The sequence below is a fragment of the Actinosynnema sp. NPDC023794 genome, from assembly GCF_040639675.1.
GTDB classification, from domain to species: domain Bacteria; phylum Actinomycetota; class Actinomycetes; order Mycobacteriales; family Pseudonocardiaceae; genus Actinosynnema; species Actinosynnema luteola.
In genome coordinates this window covers 103,988-122,298 of the sequence record NZ_JBFAFR010000002.1, presented here as the reverse complement: position 1 = coordinate 122,298, position 18,311 = coordinate 103,988, and the positions used below count along the sequence as shown (strand labels likewise).

Below are 18,311 nucleotides of genomic sequence, written 5' to 3'. Positions count from 1 at the left end.
ACCATGCGTTGGAGTGCGAGGAGCCGCGGGGAGGTCCGCGAAGGCTCGTCCGGCCTGGTGCGCCGACAGGTAGTCCAGGACGGAGTCCTGGAGACGGCCCCGCTCGTGCACCGATCGGATCAGCTCGTCCAGCACGGTGAGGACGCCGGTGCGGACATCCTCGTCGAGAGCCCGGATCAGCTGCGAACCTGACCACGGCGGAGGTGCAGGCCATGGTCCGGGCGTCCGTCGCGCTCTCGCCGCACGACGACGCCCCGGCCGCCGCCGGCCGTGCGTTCTGGGCCGAGCGCCTGGCCGTGGACGCGGAGGTGGTCCACCGCGCCGTCGCACGCGGCGAGATCGCGCCCGTCGACGCCGAGCGGGTGATCGAGGCGGTGCTCGGGCCGCCCTACTTCCACCTGCTGGTGACCGGCCGTCCGGTCGCCGACGACTTCCTCGTCGGCACGGTCGACCTGGTCGTCAACGGCCTGGGACGGTGAGCACGAGCTTGCCGGTGGTCCGGTTCGCCTCGCCGACCTCGTGCGCCTTGACGACGTCCTCCAGCGGGAACGTCTCGGCGACGACCACCTTCAGCTCACCGCGCTCCACCAGGCCGGCCACGTGCTCCAGCACGGCGTGGTCCGGCACCACGGACACGACCTCCGCGCGCACGCCCAGCGCGTCCGCCATGACGCGGAGGTCGGGCAACCGGGTCGGGTCCGGCAGGCCGACGTACCGCCCGCCGGGCTTGAGCACACCCATCGACCGCCGCTCGTAGTCGCCGCCGATCAGGTCGAGCACCACGTCGACGTCCCGGAGCTCGCCGAAGTCCCGGGTCGTGTAGTCCACCGGCTCGTCGACGCCCAGCTCGCGCAGCAGGTCGTGCTTGCCGGCGCTCGCGGTGCCGATCACCCACGCCCCGAGCGACTTCGCGAGCTGCACGGCGAGGTGCCCGACACCGCCCGCGGCGGCGTGGACCAGCACCCGGTCGCCCGGCTTGACGTCGGCGGCCTCGGTGAGGGCCTGCCACGCGGTGAGCGCGCCCAGCGGCAGGGCCGCCGCGTGCACGTGGTCGAGGTTGGCGGGCTTGCGGGCGAAGTGGCGGGCGGGCGCGGCGACGTACTCGGCGTACGCGCCGGCCGCGCGCGGCAGGTGTGGCATGCCGAACACCTCGTCGCCGACCCGGAACCGGTTCTCCCCCGCCGGCACGCCCACCACGACGCCGGAGACGTCCCATCCGGGCACCCACGGCGTGGTGAACCAGTAGCCGTTGCGCCGCACGTGCCAGTCGAACGGGTTCACGCCCGCCGCCCGCACCTCGACCACGATCTCGTCCCGCGCCGGCTCCGGTCGCGCGACCGTCCGCACCTCCATGACCTCGGGCCCGCCGAAGGCCTCGACCACAACCGCTCGCATCTCGTTCGTCATGGTCAAAGGATCATCTTCGGCGGTACCCCTTGTGAAGTAGGCACTTGAATGGTAATTAGGTACCTCGTGTATACCACTCCTGACCTGCGCACTCACGGCGGCGCGGACGCCTACCTCCGCACCTGCGCGTCACGCGCGGTGCTCGACCTGCTGACGAACAAGTGGGTGTGCCTGGTGGTCGGGGCCCTGCGGCCGGGCACCTTGCGCTTCGGCGAGCTGCGGCGACGCCTCGACGGCGTCACCCAGAAGATGCTCACGCAGACCCTGCGGGACCTGGAACGGGCGGGGCTCGTGCACCGCGCCGTCTACCCGAGCGTGCCGCCGCGCGTCGAGTACAGCCTCACGCCGCTGGGTGACAACGTGGGCGGCTTGATGGACGCGATCAGGGTGTGGTCGGAGACCCACATCGACGACATCCGCGCCGCGCAGGAGGAGTACGACCGCAAGGCGGGCGAGCCGCTCCAGCCCGTCTAGTGCCGCATCTCGGAACGTTGACCCGGTAATCGGCTCGGTCTGCTGACGGTCCAGGCTGGTCCTCCCATGTCGAGCGGGGCGAGTGCGGTGCTGACGATCGCTCCGATGCGCGTCGTACATCTTCTGCGCGTCGACGAACTCGCAGCTCTTGCGCCCTGATTGCACGCCATGGGGCTGTAACCTGCACAAATGATCAATCCGTTCGGGGTGAGTCTCGGCGCCAAGGCCGCACGCCTGCTGGCCCGGCTCGGACGCGCCGAGATCCGCCCAGGGTTGACGGAGCAGGAGTTGACCGGTATCGAAGCGCGGTTCGGGTTCGCGTTCGCCGACGACCACCGCGCTTTTCTCGCGGCGGGGCTGCCCACGGGAGGGGCATGGCCCGACTGGCGCCACGGCAACGCCGCACAGCTTCGTTCCTGGCTCGACAGACCGGTCGAGGACGTGGTATTCGCGGTGGCGGAGGCGGACTTCTGGCATCCGAGCTGGGGCACGCGCCCTGCCCGGCAGACCGACGCCGTAGCCGGCGCGAGGGCGCACTTGGCGTCAGTGCCGCAGCTGGTTCCGGTCTACTCCCATCGCTACCTGCCCGCGGGCCAGGCGACATTCGCTCACCCGGTGTTGTCGATCCGCGGCGCCGACATCATCCCCTACGGGTACGACCTCATCGACTACGTGCACCAGGAGTTCGGCGGCCCGCAGGGCAGAGCCGACGAGGAGCGGCACGTCGTTGCCGCCACAGCAGCGTTCTGGTCGGATTTCCTGTCCTGGTCGAACCGGGAAGGGTTGGGGGACCACGCACCGCTCGGCACGGATGAGCCATGAGCACCGCGCCGACCGGGTCCGCCCCACGGTTGGGCTCTGCGGGATGGGAAGCCCTCGCAGAAACCTCCGTCAACGCGCCTCAGCCTGAGCTGAAAGACCCGGCCAGTGCTGCGTCACGCAACCTTGATCAGGTAATCGGTCCAGGTGCGGATGGGTGAATCGGTGGCGAAGCCGGTCTTGGGTCTGGCTCGGGCGTTGCGCCGGCGGATGTAGGCGGCGATCGTGGCGTTCTGCTCGGCGTGGCTGCGGTGGTCGGTGCCGTTGAGGGTGAAGTAGCGCAGGGCGGTGAACTCGGCCTCGATCCGGTTCAGCCGGCTGGAGTAGGTCGGCAGGAACACCAATTCGACGTCGTTGGCGGCGGCCCAGGCGTGGACATCGGGGTGGCGGTGGGGCGAGAAGTTGTCCATGACCAGGTGGAGTCGTTGGTCCGGCCACCGTGTCCGCAGGCTTCTGAGCAGCTCCAGAAGCTCCCCGTGCCGCTTGCGACGGCGGATGCGGTAGTGGATCTTCCCGGTGGTCGGATCCAGGGCGGCGAGCATGTGCATCACGCCGTGGTGGCGGTTGTAGGTGGCCCGTAATCGGCGCGGCGCCCCGGTCGGCCGCCATGCCTTGCCCTTGCGTGGCTGGAGGTTGAGCGGCCCGAACTCGTCGACGCAGATCACCCGCCCCTGCTCCGGCGGATGGTCGTAGAGGTCCGGGATCCGGTGCGTTTTCACCATGAAGTCCGGGTCGGTGGACGTCTTCCAGGTGGAGGTGCTCTGCCAGGACACGCCGCCCGCGTGCAGGATGCGACGCAGGGTCTCCCGGCTGATCGTCGCGACGGTGCCGCGGTCGAGCAGGTGGTCGCGCAGCTTCGCGAGCGACCAGGTCGAGAACGCCGTGATGCCCCAGGAGGCGGGGGACGTCCGGGCGATCAGGCAGATCCGCTCACGGACCGCCTCACCGATCGTCCTGGGACGTCCCCCGCTCCATTTTGGGTCCAGCGCCGCGAACCCCCGCTCGTTGAACGCATGGATCACATCACGCACATAGTCGGCGCTGACCTGCATCAACGACGTGATGTCCGGGACCGCCTGCCCCTGGGCCGACATCAACACCACGATCGCCCGACGCAACCGCACCGGGTCCTTCGCGGTCCGACCGACCCGGGCCAACTTCCGGCCCTCCTCCATGGACAACGGCCGGACGAACACCTCCGGACGACGACCCACGACCACCTCCCAATCGACATGGGAGGACCAGCCTGGACGGTCAGCCCACCGGGGCGATTACCGGGTCAACGTTCCGAGATGCAGCACTAGGACCCGTTGCGCGACTGTTCGAGGGCTTCCTGCGCCTTGCGCGCCATGTCGGCGACGGCCGCGCGGCGCACGGCGTCGGCCTCGTAGTCCGCGCGGCGGTCCTTGACGACCTTCGCGGGGATGCCCACGGCGATCTTGAAGTCCGGCACGTCGCCGCGCACCACGGCGTGCGCGCCGATCACGCAGCCGCGCCCGATCCGCGTGCCGCGGGTGACGGTGACCTTCGTGCCGAGCCAGCAGTCCGGCCCGATGCGCACCGGCGACTTCACGATGCCCTGGTCCTTGATCGGCAGCGTGATGTCCGCCGTGACGTGGTCGAAGTCGCAGATGTACACCCAGTCGGCGATCAACGTGGCCGCGCCGATCTCCACGTCCAGGTAGCAGTTGACCGTGTTGTCCTTGCCGAACACGGCCTTGTCGCCGATCCGCAGCGAACCCTCGTGGCAGCGGATGGCGTTGCCGTCGCCGATGTGCACCCAGCGCCCGATCTCCAGCCTGCCGTAGCCGGGGCGGCAGTGCAGGTCGACCTTCTTGCCCAGGAACACCATGCCGCGCAGCACCACGTGCGGGTTCGCGATCCGGAACTTCAGCAGCCGCCAGTACCGCACCAGGTACCAGGGCGTGTACGCCCTGTGCCGCAGGACCCAGCGCAGCGACGCCACGGTGAGGAACCTGGCCTGCGCCGGATCGCGGCGCGACCGACGCCACCTCGTCCACACCGGGGCACCCCACATGCTCGTCACGGAGGGCACTCTAACGAGCTTGCCGGGACCGACCCGGACGAACCCGTACCGCAGGTAGAGCCCGCCGCGTGCTCGTTGCCCGCCGACACGCTCAACACGACCGGACGTGGTGCGGCCCGCGCGACCACGCCGTCCACCAAGGCGTCACCGACGCCGTGGCCGCGGGCGGGCGGCGCCACCCACAGCGATGCCGGTTGCACGGGTCGCCGACCTTGCCGCTCGCCATGCCCACGTGCTCGCCGTCGAGCGAGGCGACCAGGTTCAGCCACCCGTGCAGCCGCTGCCGCCACCGCTGCTCGTCCACCGACGCCCAGTCATCGACCTGGAGGGAGAACACCGTCACCACCAGACCAGGATGGTGCCCGTGACCACTCCTTTGATCATCGACACCGACCCCGGCGTGGACGACGCGTTCGCCCTCGCCCTCGCCGCCGCCAGCCCCGAGGTCGACCTGATCGGGGTGACCACCGTCTTCGGCAACGTGTCGCTGGAGAACACCACGCGCAACGCCCTGCGACTGCTGGCGCTCCTGGGCCGCGACGACGTGCCGGTGGGCGTGGGCGCGTCCCGGCCGCTCATCCACCCCCACCCGCACCTGTCCAGCGCGCACGGCGCGGACGGTCTCTCCGGGTACGCCGACACGCTCCCGGAAGCCACCCGCGGCCCGGACGCGCGCGACGCCGTCACGCTCCTGCGCGAACTGCTCGAGCGGGCCGACCGACCCGTCACGATCGTCCCCATCGGCCCGCTCACCAACATCGCGCTGCTGCTGGCGGCACACCCCGGCCTCAAGCCGAAGATCGGCAGGCTCGTCGTGATGGGCGGCGGGGTGAACGGCGGCAACGTCACCGCCACGGCCGAGTTCAACGTCTGGAGCGACCCCGAGGCCGCCCGCCGCGTGCTGGTCGAGGAGGACGTGCCCACGACGCTCGTGCCGATGGACCTGACCCGCCGCTGCGCGGTCAGCGCCGAGTGGCTGGACGCGCTGGCCAAGACGTCCCGGGTGGCCGCCACGCTGGTCGGCCTCACCCCCGCCTACCTGGAGACCTACCGGCGGTTCCTCGGCTGGGACGGCATGGCGGTGCACGACGCGGTCGCGGTGGCCGAGGCGGTCCGGCCGGGCATCCTGAGCGGCACGCCGTTCCCGGTGGACGTCGACTGCTCGTACGGCCCGAACCGGGGCGCGCTCGTGGTGGACCAGCGGCTGGAGGTGGAGGCGCCCAAGACGCTCGACATCACCCTGGACGCCGACCTCGACGGCCTGCGCGCGTTCCTCTTCGAGAGGCTAGGTGCGCTCGGCGTGCGCGAGTAGGTAGACGGGACGGCGGCCGACGCGGGTCAGCGCCACGGTCGCCTCACCCGACCCGGACAGCTTCAGCCTCGGCCGCAACGCGTTCGGGTCCACGTCCAGCCCGCGCACCAGGATCTCCAGCCGGCCCACGTCGTGCGCCCGCAGCACGGACCGCAACGCCTTCTCGCTGTAGTGCCCGTGCTCCACCACCCGGAACGCCCGCACGCCCGGCGGCGGCACCGGCCCGGTCAGGTAGGCGATCCGCTCGTCCAGCTGCGCCAACCCGTGCCGGGCCGCGTAGTGCCGCACCAGCCCGGCCCGCACCACCGCGCCGTCCGGGTCGACCAGCCACTCGTCCGGCTCGCGCACACCGCAGTCGTCGGGGTCGGCGGAGGTGATCGTCCACTCGGGACCGTCCGACCGCAGCACGGTCGCCCGCCGCGACACGCCGGGTGTGGCCAGGCCGCGCGTCCACAGGCACGCCTCGCGCACCTGCCCGTCCAACGACACCAGCTCGACCTCGTCCGCCCACGGCGCGACCGCGAAGTCCACGCCCGGCGCGCACTTCACCGCCAGGTCGCGGTCCGCGTAGGCGTCGGCCAGCTCGTCCAACGGCGGCGCGAAGTCCGAGGGTCGCCACGTGCGCCGCCCGCTCGCGTCGCGCCGCGCGGGGTCGGCGAGCACCGCCGTGCCACGCGACACCGGCCGCAGGGCGTCCGCCCGCACGAGCGGCACCGCGTCACCCAGGTTGTGCCGCGCCATCGCCAGCCGCACCGGGTCCAGGTCCGACCCGATCGAACCCTCGGGCAGCGCCGCGAGGTCCGCCCCGATCGAGCAGGTCACGTCGTGCGCGGGACCGCGGAACCGGCGTGCCCGGTGCGCCGCCACCGGGTGGGCGGTGGCCTGCTGCAACGCGTCGGAGGTGAACAGCCCGTCGGCGAAACCGACCTTGCCGACCGCCTTGCGCCGCAGCAGCACCGTCTCCAGCACCGCCGCGAAGCGCGTCGGCGAGACCTGCCTGGCCCGGTTCACGTCCGCCAGCCGCGACGCGGGCGTCAGCGGCAGGTCGGCCAGCGCCGACAACGCGGCGCACCCGGCGTCCGAACGCAGGTACGCCACGTCGTCGAGGCTGAAGGCGTAGCTCACCGGACCGGCTTGCGACCCGTCACTGAGACGTTGTAGAACACCTCGCGCGGCAGCACCTTGGCCAGCACGTTCTCGTCCACCCAGGACAGCCGCTGCCAGGTCTTGTAGGCGAACATCGCCCAGCCGAAGCCCAGCTTCTCGCGCGGCACGGCGGCCTCGAACGTGCGCACCGGCCAGCCGAACAACGCCGCCGACAGCTCCTCGGTCACCGCGCGCACCCCGACCGCGCCCGCGCCGCGAGCGGTCCGCTCCAGGTCGGACGGGTCGAACGTGTGCAGGTCGACCACGGCCTCCAGCGCCGCCGCCCGCGAGGACTCGTCCAGCTCCTCCTGCGGCCGGCGCCAGTCGTTGAGCGGGGCCAGCTTGGTCACGTTCGTGGTCAGCCACCACGTCAGCTGGCCGAGCTTGCGGGCGTAGAGGTTGCCCACGTTCGTCGGGTCGCCCGCGAACACGAACCTGCCGCCCGGCTTGAGCACCCGCAGCACCTCGCGCATCGCGGCGGGCACGTCCGGGATGTGGTGCAGCACGGCGTGCCCCACCACGAGGTCGAACGTGTCGTCGTCGTACGGGATGCGCTCGGCGTCGGCCACCCGGCCGTCGACCGGCAGGCCCAGCTGCCCGGCGTTGCGGAGCGCGACCTCGACCATGCCCGGCGACAGGTCGGTCACCGAGCCGCGCTTGATCACACCCCCCTGCATCAGGTTCAGCAGGAAGAACCCGGTGCCGCAGCCCAGCTCCAGCGCGTGCTCGTACGGCCCGGTGTCGCCCGCGACCGCGCGGAACCGGTCCGTGGCGTAGGTGATGCAGCGCTCGTCGTACGAGATCGACCACTTCTCGTCGTACGTGCCCGCTTCCCAGTCGTGGTAGAGCACGTTGGCGAGCTTGGGGTCGGAGTACGCCGCCTCGATCTCCTCGGCGGTGGCGTGCGGGTTGGGCTTGGGATCAACGGCCACTGAACTTCGCCTTCCCCGGGCCGTTCTCGATGAACGACGCCATGCCGGTCTTCTGGTCCTCGGTGGCGAACATCGCCGCGAACAGCTGGCTCTCCAGCTTCAGCCCGCTGCCGAGGTCGGTGTCCAGCCCGCCGTCGATCGCGGCCTTCGCGGCGGCGTACGCGCGCACCGGGCCGTTCACGAACTGGCCGGCCCACCGCCTCGCCGCCCCGTAGACGTCGTCGGGGGCCACGACCTCGTCCACCATGCCGATGCGCAACGCCTCCTCGGCGCCCACGAACCGGCCGGTGTAGATCAGGTCCTTGGCGCGCGACGGCCCGATCAGCCGCGGCAGGCGCTGCGTGCCGCCCATGCCGGGGATGACGCCGAGCAGGATCTCCGGCTGGCCGACCTTGGCGTTGTCGCCCGCGATCCGCCGGTCCGCGCACAGCGCCAGCTCGAAGCCGCCGCCGAGGGCGTAGCCGGTGATGGCGGCCGCGGTCGGCTTCGGGATCTCCTCCACCGCGCGCAACGCGGACGTGAACGCGCCCGCGCGGGCCGCCATCTCGGCGTAGGACAGCTCGGCCATCTCCTTGATGTCCGCGCCCGCCGCGAACACCTTGGGGCCGCCGTACACGATCACCGAGTAGACGTCGGCCCGGTCGGTCGCCTCCAGCGCGGCGGACCGGATCTCTTCCTGGACCTGCCGGTTGAGCGCGTTCATCGGCGGGCGGTCCAGCCGGATGGTGCCGATCCCGTCCTCGACTTCGAGCCTCACGAACTCAGCCACGCGGTCCTCCTCGACCCTGACGTCGGTGCGCCTCGCAGGTTACCCCTCGGTAGTTTTGCGGCGGGCGAAGTACCTGTCACCCGACCGTTGGAGCTCCAGCGGCTGGTCGAACGTCTTCGAGAGGTTCTCCTCGGTCAGCACGTCGGCCAGCAGGCCCTGCGCCACGATGCCGCCGTCGCGCAGCAGCAGCGCGTGCGTGAAGCCGGGCGGGATCTCCTCCACGTGGTGCGTGACCAGCACCGTCGCCGGCGCGTCCGGGTCCATCGCCAGCTCGGACAACCGGGCGACCAGGTCCTCGCGCCCGCCCAGGTCCAGACCCGCCGCGGGCTCGTCCAGGAGCAGCATCTCCGGGTCGGTCATCAACGCGCGCGAGATCAGCGTGCGCTTGCGCTCGCCCTCGGACAACGTGCCGTAGGTGCGGTCGGCCAGGTGCTCGATGCCCATCGTGGCCAGCAGCTCCCTGGCGCGGCCGGTGTCGAGCCGGTCGTACTCCTCGCGCCAGCGCCCCAGCACCGCGTACCCGGCGCTGACCACCAGGTCGACCACCTTCTCGTCGGCCGGGATGCGCCCGTTCAACGCCGAGGAGGACAGCCCGATCCGGGGCCGCAGCTCGGCCACGTCGGTCCGGCCGATCCGCTCGCCGAGCAGGTGCACCTTGCCCTTGGTCGGGTGCAGCTCCGCGCCGGCCAGCCGGAGCAGCGTCGTCTTGCCGGCGCCGTTCGGCCCGAGCACGACCCAGCGCTCGTCCAGCTCCACGCTCCAGTCGACGTCCCCGACCAGCGTGGTCTTGCCACGTCGAACCGAAACACCCTGCATGTGGATGACCAGATCTTCGTTTTCCACGCCTGCCCTCGCCCCGTCGATGCGCCGCCGCCGCCATTGTTCTGCACCCCGTTCCGCCGGTGGTCCGGTGGGGGGAGGTATGGGCGGGTCGGTGAACCTCATCGCGCTCATGCCCACACCGAGCGTGTGTGCTGGAAAGATCGGGCTCATGGCTGCCGACTCGATCCTGCTCGCGGGCCGACCGTTCCCCCTCGGGGCGCACCCCGAGGCCGGAGGTGTGCGCTTCGCGGTCTCGGCGCCGCCCGCCCACGCCGTGGAAGTGTGCCTGATCAGCGAAGACGGCACCGAGGAGCGGGTCGAGCTCACCGAGCGCACGTTCGGCGTCTGGCACGGGCTGATCTCCGGCGTCACGCCCGGTCAGCGCTACGGCTACCGCGTGCACGGGCCGTACGACCCGTCACGTGGCCTGCGGTGCAACCCGGCGAAGCTGTTGGTCGACCCGTATGCGACGCGGATCACTGGGACGTTGTCCGACCTCGACGCGGCACTGGGCTACGTGGACGACCCGATGCTCGGCGGACCGTCGCCGGTCGACTCGCTGGGCAGCGTGCCGCTGTCCGTGGTCACCTCGCCCGGCGGGCCGGACACGGGCGTGAAGCCCGAGGTGCCGTTCGAGGAGGCGGTGTTCTACGAGCTGCACGTGCGCGGGTTCACCAAGCAGCACCCGGCCGTGCCCGAGCACCAGCGCGGCACGTACCTGGGGCTGGCGCACCCGGCCGTGCTGGAGCACCTCACGCGGCTCGGCGTGACATCGGTCGAGCTGCTGCCGGTGCACGCGTTCGTCGACGAGCCGTCGTTGATCCGCGACGGCAGGCACAACTACTGGGGCTACTCGCCGCTGAGCTACTTCGCGCCGCACCCCGCCTACGCCAGCGAGCCGGGGCGTGAGGTGGAGGAGTTCCGCACGATGGTCGCCGCGCTGCACAACGCGGAGATCGAAGTGATCATCGACGTGGTGTTCAACCACACGTGCGAGGGCGGTCCGGAGGGTCCGACGCTGTCCTACCGGGGCTTCGACGCGCCCGGCTACTACCTGCACATCGACGGCGGCGGCACGCTCGACATCACCGGCTGCGGCAACACCACCGAGGCCGGGTCGCCGCAGTTCGTGCGGCTGGTGACGGACTCGCTGCGGTACTGGGCCACCGAGATGGGCGTGGACGGGTTCAGGTTCGACCTGGCGTCCACGCTGGGCAGGCCCGGCGGCGGCCGGTTCGACCGGGCGTCGGCGATGCTCACCGCGATCACGCAGGACCCGGTGCTGTCGCGGTGCAAGCTGATCGCCGAGCCGTGGGACGCCACCGGCGACGGCTACCGGGTCGGCGACTTCGGCGTGCAGTGGGCCGAGTGGAACGGCCGGTACCGCGACACCGTGCGCGACTTCTGGCGCGGCATGACCAGCGTGCGCGACCTGGCCTACCGGCTGTCGGGCTCGTCCGACCTGTACGCCGACGACCTGCGGCGACCGTGGCAGTCGATCAACTTCATCACCGCGCACGACGGGTTCACGCTGCGCGACCTCGTGTCGTACAACGAGAAGCACAACCTGGCCAACGGCGAGGACAACCGCGACGGCACCAACGACAACCGGTCGTGGAACTGCGGCGTCGAGGGCGAGACGGACGACCCCGAGGTGCTGGCCCTGCGCGCCCGGCAGGCGCGGAACCTGTTCGCCACGCTGATGCTGTCCACCGGCACGCCGATGCTCACCGCCGGTGACGAGCAGTGGCGCACGCAGGGCGGCAACAACAACGCGTACTGCCTGGACGACGAGACGTCGTGGGTGGACTGGAAGCTCGGCGGCGAGGGCGAGGCGATGCTGGCGTTCGCGCGCCGGATGATCGCGGTGCGCCGCGCGTCGCCCGCGTTGCGGCAGCCGCAGTTCTTCGACGGCCGGACCACGGCGTCCGGGGCGCCCGACCTGGTGTGGTTCCGGCCGGACGGCGAGGAGATGGCCGAGACCGACTGGTTCGACGACGGCCGCCGGTTCCTCGGCATGTGGATCGACGGGTCCAACAGCCTGTCCCGCTCGCGTGACGGCGAACTGGTGTCGGACGACTCGTGGCTGCTGCTCGTGCACGCGGGCGCGGACCCGATCGAGGTCACCCTGCCGGGGCCCGAGTACGGCGGGCGGTACGAGCCGACGATCGACTCCACCACCCCCGACGGCTCACCCGCGGTCGAGGAGAGCCTGGCGGCCGGCGCGACCGTCGTGCTGGAGGGCCGCTCCCTGTTGCTGCTGAGGGTGCCGAACTGAGTTGTGTCGGTGACCGACTGCCTCCGTCACCGACGTGATCCTGCCTGGTGGGAGCCGTGCGCGCGGTGCGCGGTTCCGTGGCACGATGCCGGCGTGGCCCGTCCGTTGCTGACCTGGTGCGACCGCACGATCGACCTCCTGCTGGTGGCGTCGTGCGGGTGTAGCGGGACGCGACGCGGCCGGTCCGGCCCGATGGGTTGACGCCGCGTCGCGTCTTGATCGCTACCCCGCCCGACCCGTAGCCATCAGGAGCGACCCACGTGACCGCGACGATCGCGCGCGCCGACCTGCACCCGAAGCTGGACGTGCGGTTCCTGCGCGACATCATCCACCCGGAACGCGACCTGTGGACGCCGCGCGAGCTGCGCGAGCTGACGTCCACCGTCGCCGCCGAACTGACCACCCCGTTGCTGGACGTCCTCCGGTTCGACCCCGATCGGCGATGGTGGGCGCGGCTCGGGTTGACCGAGGGCGTCGAGCTGTGGCTGCTGAGCTGGCTGCCCGGTCAGGGCACCGAGCCGCACGACCACGGCGGCGCGGCGGGCTCGTTCACCGTGCTCACCGGTGAGCTGGCGGAGGATTACCGCTACCCCGGTGGGCCGATCCGCAGCGCGCGGCGGCCGGTGGGCAGCGCGTTGGGGTTCGGCGCCGGGCGCGCGCACCGGGTGCTGAACCAGGGCAGTATCGGTGCGGCGAGCGTGCACGCCTACTCGCCGCCGCTGGTGCCGACCCGCGAGTACCCGAGTCTCGCCGACATACCGCAGGAGATCCCGCCGTTGCCCGCCCTGCGGCTGCCGTTGGAGCAGCTGCGCGTTCTGGCCGACCAGGAGGGTCCGTGAGTGCCGAGGAGTTGCTGGAACAAGCGCGGCGGTCGTTGACCCGCGTGTCGCCGGAGGAGCTGGCCGGGCTGTCGGACGTGCTGGTGGTCGACATCCGACCGCACCACAACCGGGCGGCGGAGGGTGAGATCCCCGGCTCGATCCCGGTGGAGCGCATCGTGCTGGAGTGGCGGCTGGACCCGGGCGGCGAGCACCGCATCCCCGGCTTCACCGCCGAGACCACCGTGGTCGTGCTGTGCAACGAGGGCTACGCCTCCAGCCTGGCCGCCCGCGACCTGCAACGCGTGGGCCTGCCGCGTGCGACGGACCTCGTCGGCGGCTTCCGCGGCTACGCCGCTGCCGGCCTCCCCGTGCGGCCGGGCGCCACCCAAGCCGTCACCTGACCGCCCCGAACGTCGAACACGCCATACCCGAACGTTCGACACGCCGTACCCGAGCGTTCGACACGCGCGAGAGTCCTACGTTCACACCGCGCGTGTCGAACCTTCAGGTCCCGCGTGTCCCACGTCCAGAACGATCGTGTCCTACGTTCGCGCACCCCGAGTTCTGCATTCGGGAACCGGGAGGAGGGCGGTAGCGTCTCCAGGTCCGTGTGGAAAGCGCTGACCGGGTTGGCCCTGGTCGTCCTCGTGGTCTGGCGGCCGGGTGTCGCGACGTTCGGTGGGGCAGCGGTGGGGACGTGGGCGGTCAACGCGGCGCTGCAGCTCGGCTTGCTGGCCGGCGCACGGCTGTTCCACGTGCGGGTGCCGTTGGTCGAGATCGGCGTCGGCGGCGAGATCCGCACGTGGACGAAGCCGCACCTGCGGGTGGTGTGGCGGACGATCCCGTTGCTGATGTCGGTCGGCCTCACGTCGATCAAGGCGCCGGTCCGCCGCCGGCTGTGGTTCACCGGGCTCACGTCGGCCGTCGTGGCCGCTGCCGTCGTGGCGGTGGTCTGGCTCGGCGCGCTCGTCTGGTCGGACGCGGACCAGCCGTTCCTGCGCGGTTTCGCGGTCGCGGGCACGGCCGTGCTGCTCAACGGCCTGTGGCCACGACGCGGCGCGGGCACCACCTCACCGGGCTGGTTCCTGTTCGCCCTGCCCCGCGTGTCCGGCCGCACGGCGGCGGAGTTCGAGGCGACGCCCCTGGTCAACCAGGTGACCGACGCGCTCGAAGTCGGCGACCTCGACCGGGCCGAAGCGCTCGCCGACGAACTGGTCGAACGCCACCCCACGCTGCTGGTCGCGATCGGCGCGCGGTCCGCCGTGCTGACGCTGCGCGCCCGGTACGGCGAGGCGTTGCACCTGGTCAGCGGACTGGTCGGGCGCACCGACCTGGAGCCGCGCGACATGGCGTTCGTGCTCGCCGCGATGGCCGGCTCCACGGCGAACGCGGTCGAGGGCGGCCAACTGCCGGCGGACGTCGGCGTGCCCGCGGCGAAACGCGCGGCGGACGGCGCGATGAAGTTCGGCTACCCGCGCCACCGCTGCACGGCCACGCTGGCGCAACTCGCCCTGATCGAGCACGACCACACCACCGCGCTCGCCCTCGCCACCCAGGCCAAGGCGACCAGCGAGAGCGGTCTCGCCCGCGCCGACGCCCTGGCCACGATCGCCCGCGCGCACATGGCCGCCGGCGACAACGCGGCGGCCCGCGCGAGCCTGGTCGAGGCCGAACAACTCGCCGGCTGGATGCCCCGGGTCGCGGAGACCACCGCCCGGCTCAACATCTCCTGAGGGACTAGGCAGGATCCGGCATGGCCGGCATGCCGCCCTCCGGCACGGGCAGGCCGCAGGTCTTCAGGGCCTCGTTCACGAGCTTCAACCACGTCTGCGCCTCGGCGCGCAGCTTCCCCGGATCCGGCGCCACGGCGCCGGGCACGATCTTGCTCAGCACGCTGAACGCGCCGGCGAACATCGCCAGGTCCTGCGACAGGCACAGCTCCGGCCCGTGGAACCGGACCTCCGCGGGCGCGGTCGTCGGCGGCGTCGGCAGGCACTTGGTCGCCGTCATCGCCACCAGCACGCGGAGCACCTCGCCCAGCGGCACGGCGGCCTTGTCCGGCGCCGGCGGGTTCGCGGCCAGCGGCTCGACCACCTTCTTCAGCGTGTCCGCGAGCTGCGCCACCAGTCCCGCGCACGCGGCGGGAGGTTCCGCCGACTGCCGCTGCGCCGACGCGGCCGGGATGACGGCCACGGCGAGCACGACGGCGAGCACCGTGCCGATCGTCGCGAATTTCCTCACGCCGGAAGCGTAAGCGCGGACGCGCGGCCACCTGCCGGTGAAAGCGGCGAGTTCACCCGACCGAAGAAACCCCCGGCACACCAGCGTGGACCAGATGACCGCCGGTCACGCCGACGGTCATCTGGTCGAGCGATCTCAGCCGGCCAGCACGACCCGACCGAGTTCCGCCGGTGACGCGAGCAGGTCGTGCCTCGGCAGCACGCGCACCGTGTAGCCGACCGCGCCCGCGTGCGGCAGCGGCACCTCGATCTCGTAGTTGCCGTTGCCCGCGTAGTCCATGCCGTGCGTGACCACGTCGTACAGCTCGTCGGAGTCGCCGACCCGGCCCAACGCCACCTGGACGTCCACTTCGGACGGTTCGAGGCCGGCCAGCTCGATCCGCGCCCGCACGCCGACCGGCGAGCCGAGGTTCGGCGTCGCGGACCCGTTCAGCGACATCTCCGACTCCAGCACCCGCACCCGCGTCCACGACGCCCGCAGCCGCTGCCGGTACGCGGCCAGCTCCTTCGCGCCGCGGAACCCGTCGCCGACCACCGAGGCGGCCGACGACGCGGCGGGCGCGTACAGGTTCTCCACGTACTCGCGCACCATCCGCGACGCCTGCACCGCCGGGCCGAGCGAGGCCAGCGTGTGCCGCACCATCGCCAGCCACCGCGTCGGCACGCCGTCCTCACCGCGGTCGTAGAACAGCGGCGCGACCTGGTTGCCGAGCAGGTCGTACAGCGCCGCGGCCTCCAGGTCGTCACGCCGGGTCGGGTCGGTGATGCCGTCGGCGGTCGGGATGGCCCAGCCGTTGCTGCCGTCGTACAGCTCGTCCCACCAGCCGTCGCGGATCGACAGGTTCAGCCCGCCGTTCAGCGCCGACTTCATGCCGGACGTGCCGCACGCCTCCAGCGGGCGCATCGGGTTGTTCAGCCACACGTCGCAGCCCCAGTACAGGTACCGGGCCATGGACATGTCGTAGTCGGGCAGGAACACGATCCGGTGCCGCACGCCCGCGTCGTCGGCGAACCGCACGATCTGCTGGATCAACGCCTTGCCGCCGTCGTCGGCGGGGTGCGACTTGCCCGCGACGACCAGCTGCACCGGCCGTTCGGGGTGCAGCAGCAGCGCGCGCAGCCGGTCCGCGTCGCGCAGCATCAGCGTCAGCCGCTTGTAGGTCGGCACGCGGCGGGCGAAGCCGACGGTCAGCACGTCCGGGTCGAACACCGAGTCGGTCCAGCCCAGCTCCAACGCCGACGCGCCGCGCTGCAGCCACGACGCGCGCGTGCGGCGGCGGACCTCGTCGACGAGCTTGCCGCGCAGGTCGTTGCGCAGCTCCCACAGCCGCTGGTCGGTGACCGGCTCGAACCCGTGCAGGCCGACGCCGGCCTCCTCAGTGTCGCCGACGAGCCTGCTCATCTCGGTCGCCGCCCACGTCGGGCCGTGCACGCCGTTGGTGACCGAGCCGATCGGCACCTCGGCCGCGTCGAAGCCCGGCCACAGGCCGCGGAACATGTCGCGGCTGACGGTGCCGTGCAGCTTGGAGACGCCGTTGGCGCGCTGCGCGAGCCGCAGGCCCATGTGCGCCATGTTGAACAGGCCGGGGTTGTCCTCCGCGCCGAGGGCGAGGAGCCGCTGGGTGTTCACGCCCGGCAGCAGGGCCTCGGAGCCGAAGTAGTGCTGCACCAGGTCGACGGGGAACCGGTCGATGCCCGCCGGCACCGGCGTGTGCGTGGTGAACACCGTGCCCGCGCGGACCGCCGCCAACGCCTGGTCGAAGTCGAGGCCCTCGGTCGTGACCAGCTCGCGGATGCGTTCCAGGCCGAGGAAGCCCGCGTGGCCCTCGTTGGTGTGGAACACCTCGGGCGACGGGTGCCCGGTCAGGTCGCAGTACGTGCGCACGGCGCGGACGCCGCCGACGCCGGCCAGGATCTCCTGCCGGATGCGGTGGTCCTGGTCGCCGCCGTAGAGGCGGTCGGTGACGCCGCGCAGGTCGTCGTCGTTCTCCTCGACGTCGGAGTCGAGCAGCAGCAGCGGGATGCGGCCGACCTGCGCCTTCCACACCTTGGCGCGCAGCACGCGGTCGCCGGGCATGGCGACGTGCACGAGGATCGGCGCGCCGGACGGCTCGGTGAGCAGCTCCAGCGGCAGGCCGCGCGGGTCGAGCACCGGGTAGTGCTCGATCTGCCAGCCGTCCAGGGACAGCGCCTGGCGGAAGTAGCCGGACCGGTAGAGCAGGCCGACCGCGATCAGCGGCACGCCCAGGTCGGAGGCCGCCTTGAGGTGGTCGCCCGCCAGCACGCCGAGGCCGCCGGAGTAGTTCGGCAGGGCCTCGGTGACGCCGAACTCCATGGAGAAGTAGGCGATCGCGGTGGGCAGGGGGTTCAGGTCGTGGCTGCCGTGCTCGCGGCGCTGCGCGATCTCGTCCTGGCGGCGCTGGAACCAGCGCGGTCCGGTGGTGTAGCGGTGCAGGTCGTCGGCGAGGGCGCGGGCGTGCGCGAGGAACTGCTCGTCACGGGAGAGGGCTTCGAGGCGTTCGGGCGCGACCACCGACAGCAGCCGCAACGGGTCGCCGCTCTCGGCCCACAGCTCCGGGGCGACCGAAGCGAACAGGTCCTGGGTGGGCTGGTGCCACGTCCAGCGCAGGTTCGTGGCGAGGGTGCCCAGGGCGGTCAACGGCTCGGGCAGACTGGCTCGGACGGTGAACCGGCGAAGTGCTCGCATGGCGTCGGACCTTATCCCCCATCCAGCGGCGCGTAACAACGGTCACCCGAACCGATGCCGTGACCGATACAGCCTGACCAGCGCAAACTGCGCTTTGCAAGTTATTTCGCCCACAGCGCGCAAGCGCCTCGTGCCTGCGCAGCGGCATGACCTCGCAGATCTCCCGGAACGCGGTCAGCGGCACGTCCCGGGTCGGCGGTGACCGCGTCGACGTGGTCGCGCGGGATCGGCACGGGGCGGCGGCCGGGCGAGCGCCGGCGCCGCGGGTGTCGGCCCGGCCGGGAACTCGGTGACGGACGTGGAGCCGGGCGGCATGATCACTATCCTGATCGGGTGACCCGTGTTCGCTCGATCGGTACCGGCGTGGCTCGCGGCCCGAATCGATCACGCTTTGCGACTCTGCTCGCATCGCGAGACGGTCGCCACCGCCAAGTGTGCAATCCGATCAGAACGGGTAGGAACGTCGGGAACAGGTGTCCCGGTGGTGGGCCGTCCCACCGCTGCGGGCAGACTTGACCGTGCAAGCGTCACACCAGG

General features: G+C 71.8%; 18 protein-coding genes. 8 read left to right on the top strand and 10 right to left on the bottom strand.

The features are described from left to right. Positions 1-188 precede the first annotated feature (188 nt). On the top strand, positions 189-479 hold the full coding sequence (locus tag AB0H12_RS05055; RefSeq protein ID WP_499621766.1) for a TetR-like C-terminal domain-containing protein: 291 nt from the start codon (positions 189-191) through the stop codon (positions 477-479). Here the strand turns inward: AB0H12_RS05055 and AB0H12_RS05050 are convergent. Next, positions 460-1,407, bottom strand: coding sequence for an NADP-dependent oxidoreductase (locus tag AB0H12_RS05050; protein ID WP_499620956.1), 948 nt, complete (start codon positions 1,405-1,407; stop codon positions 460-462). The two genes, AB0H12_RS05055 and AB0H12_RS05050, sit on opposite strands and share 20 nt — an antisense overlap. Positions 1,408-1,473: 66 nt before the next feature. On the opposite strand from AB0H12_RS05050, the gene AB0H12_RS05045 reads away from it, so the two are divergent. Both AB0H12_RS05045 and AB0H12_RS05040 read left to right on the top strand, forming a co-directional pair. After that, entirely contained in the window at positions 1,474-1,881 is a 408-nt protein-coding gene (locus AB0H12_RS05045; RefSeq protein WP_499620955.1) for a winged helix-turn-helix transcriptional regulator, read from the top strand. Between the two features lie 189 nt (positions 1,882-2,070). Beyond that, on the top strand, positions 2,071-2,703 hold the full coding sequence (locus AB0H12_RS05040; protein ID WP_499620953.1) for a hypothetical protein: 633 nt from the start codon (positions 2,071-2,073) through the stop codon (positions 2,701-2,703). 113 nt (positions 2,704-2,816) lie between these two features. On the opposite strand, the gene AB0H12_RS05035 is transcribed toward AB0H12_RS05040, so the two are convergent. The 3 genes from AB0H12_RS05035 to AB0H12_RS05025 all read right to left on the bottom strand — a co-directional run bounded on the left by AB0H12_RS05035 (position 2,817) and on the right by AB0H12_RS05025 (position 5,093). Further along, on the bottom strand, positions 2,817-3,914 hold the full coding sequence (locus AB0H12_RS05035) for an IS630 family transposase (protein WP_499620951.1): 1,098 nt from the start codon (positions 3,912-3,914) through the stop codon (positions 2,817-2,819). A gap of 86 nt (positions 3,915-4,000) precedes the next feature. Further along, entirely contained in the window at positions 4,001-4,747 is a 747-nt protein-coding gene (locus tag AB0H12_RS05030) for an acyltransferase (RefSeq protein WP_499620950.1), read from the bottom strand. A 91-nt stretch (positions 4,748-4,838) separates the two neighbouring features. Next, on the bottom strand, positions 4,839-5,093 hold the full coding sequence (locus AB0H12_RS05025; protein ID WP_499620949.1) for a hypothetical protein: 255 nt from the start codon (positions 5,091-5,093) through the stop codon (positions 4,839-4,841). Between the two features lie 18 nt (positions 5,094-5,111). On the opposite strand from AB0H12_RS05025, the gene AB0H12_RS05020 reads away from it, so the two are divergent. After that, complete coding sequence (locus AB0H12_RS05020; RefSeq protein WP_499620948.1) at positions 5,112-6,059, top strand: nucleoside hydrolase; 948 nt, start codon at positions 5,112-5,114, stop codon at positions 6,057-6,059. Here AB0H12_RS05020 and AB0H12_RS05015 read toward each other — a convergent pair. From AB0H12_RS05015 to AB0H12_RS05000, 4 genes are read right to left on the bottom strand one after another with little or no spacing between them, the layout of a single operon-like run. Further along, positions 6,033-7,184 carry a THUMP-like domain-containing protein gene (locus AB0H12_RS05015; protein ID WP_499620947.1) on the bottom strand — a complete coding sequence of 384 codons (1,152 nt, stop codon included), beginning with the start codon at positions 7,182-7,184 and terminating at the stop codon, positions 6,033-6,035. The two genes, AB0H12_RS05020 and AB0H12_RS05015, sit on opposite strands and share 27 nt — an antisense overlap. Then, positions 7,181-8,137: a class I SAM-dependent methyltransferase gene (locus AB0H12_RS05010; RefSeq protein ID WP_499620945.1), complete on the bottom strand. Its 957-nt coding sequence runs from the start codon at positions 8,135-8,137 to the stop codon at positions 7,181-7,183. The genes AB0H12_RS05015 and AB0H12_RS05010 overlap by 4 nt, the downstream gene beginning before the upstream one ends. Further along, positions 8,127-8,906: an enoyl-CoA hydratase/isomerase family protein gene (locus AB0H12_RS05005; RefSeq protein ID WP_499620944.1), complete on the bottom strand. Its 780-nt coding sequence runs from the start codon at positions 8,904-8,906 to the stop codon at positions 8,127-8,129. The genes AB0H12_RS05010 and AB0H12_RS05005 overlap by 11 nt, the downstream gene beginning before the upstream one ends. Before the next feature lie 39 nt (positions 8,907-8,945). Then, positions 8,946-9,722 carry an ABC transporter ATP-binding protein gene (locus tag AB0H12_RS05000; RefSeq protein ID WP_499621764.1) on the bottom strand — a complete coding sequence of 259 codons (777 nt, stop codon included), beginning with the start codon at positions 9,720-9,722 and terminating at the stop codon, positions 8,946-8,948. 175 nt (positions 9,723-9,897) lie between these two features. Between AB0H12_RS05000 and glgX the strand changes: the two genes are divergently transcribed. The 4 genes from glgX (at position 9,898) to AB0H12_RS04980 (ending at position 14,560) form a co-directional block, all read left to right on the top strand. Further along, complete coding sequence (glgX, locus tag AB0H12_RS04995) at positions 9,898-12,006, top strand: glycogen debranching protein GlgX (RefSeq protein WP_499620942.1); 2,109 nt, start codon at positions 9,898-9,900, stop codon at positions 12,004-12,006. Positions 12,007-12,266: 260 nt separating this feature from the next. Next, positions 12,267-12,845 (top strand): cysteine dioxygenase, encoded by a 579-nt coding sequence (locus AB0H12_RS04990; protein WP_499620941.1) that lies wholly within the window; start codon positions 12,267-12,269, stop codon positions 12,843-12,845. Beyond that, positions 12,842-13,228 carry a rhodanese-like domain-containing protein gene (locus AB0H12_RS04985; RefSeq protein WP_499620940.1) on the top strand — a complete coding sequence of 129 codons (387 nt, stop codon included), beginning with the start codon at positions 12,842-12,844 and terminating at the stop codon, positions 13,226-13,228. Before AB0H12_RS04990 ends, AB0H12_RS04985 begins: the two co-directional genes overlap by 4 nt. A gap of 207 nt (positions 13,229-13,435) precedes the next feature. After that, complete coding sequence (locus AB0H12_RS04980) at positions 13,436-14,560, top strand: hypothetical protein (RefSeq protein ID WP_499620939.1); 1,125 nt, start codon at positions 13,436-13,438, stop codon at positions 14,558-14,560. 4 nt (positions 14,561-14,564) lie between these two features. Here the strand turns inward: AB0H12_RS04980 and AB0H12_RS04975 are convergent, their stop codons facing one another. Both AB0H12_RS04975 and glgP read right to left on the bottom strand, forming a co-directional pair. After that, a complete protein-coding gene (locus AB0H12_RS04975) occupies positions 14,565-15,068 on the bottom strand; it encodes a hypothetical protein (protein WP_499620938.1) in 504 nt (167 codons plus the stop codon). Between the two features lie 135 nt (positions 15,069-15,203). Then, a complete protein-coding gene (glgP, locus tag AB0H12_RS04970) occupies positions 15,204-17,774 on the bottom strand; it encodes an alpha-glucan family phosphorylase (RefSeq protein ID WP_499620937.1) in 2,571 nt (856 codons plus the stop codon). Positions 17,775-18,311 lie beyond the last annotated feature (537 nt).

Excerpts from the sequence above, each read along its gene's own strand:
- AB0H12_RS05050 (WP_499620956.1), bottom strand. The coding sequence starts at position 1,407 with ATGACGAACGAGATGCGAGCGGTTGTGGTCGAGGCCTTCGGCGGGCCC.
- AB0H12_RS05040 (WP_499620953.1), top strand. The coding sequence starts at position 2,071 with ATGATCAATCCGTTCGGGGTGAGTCTCGGCGCCAAGGCCGCACGCCTG.
- AB0H12_RS05000 (WP_499621764.1), bottom strand. The coding sequence starts at position 9,722 with ATGCAGGGTGTTTCGGTTCGACGTGGCAAGACCACGCTGGTCGGGGAC.
- glgX (WP_499620942.1), top strand. The coding sequence starts at position 9,898 with ATGGCTGCCGACTCGATCCTGCTCGCGGGCCGACCGTTCCCCCTCGGG.
- glgP (WP_499620937.1), bottom strand. The coding sequence starts at position 17,774 with ATGCGAGCACTTCGCCGGTTCACCGTCCGAGCCAGTCTGCCCGAGCCG.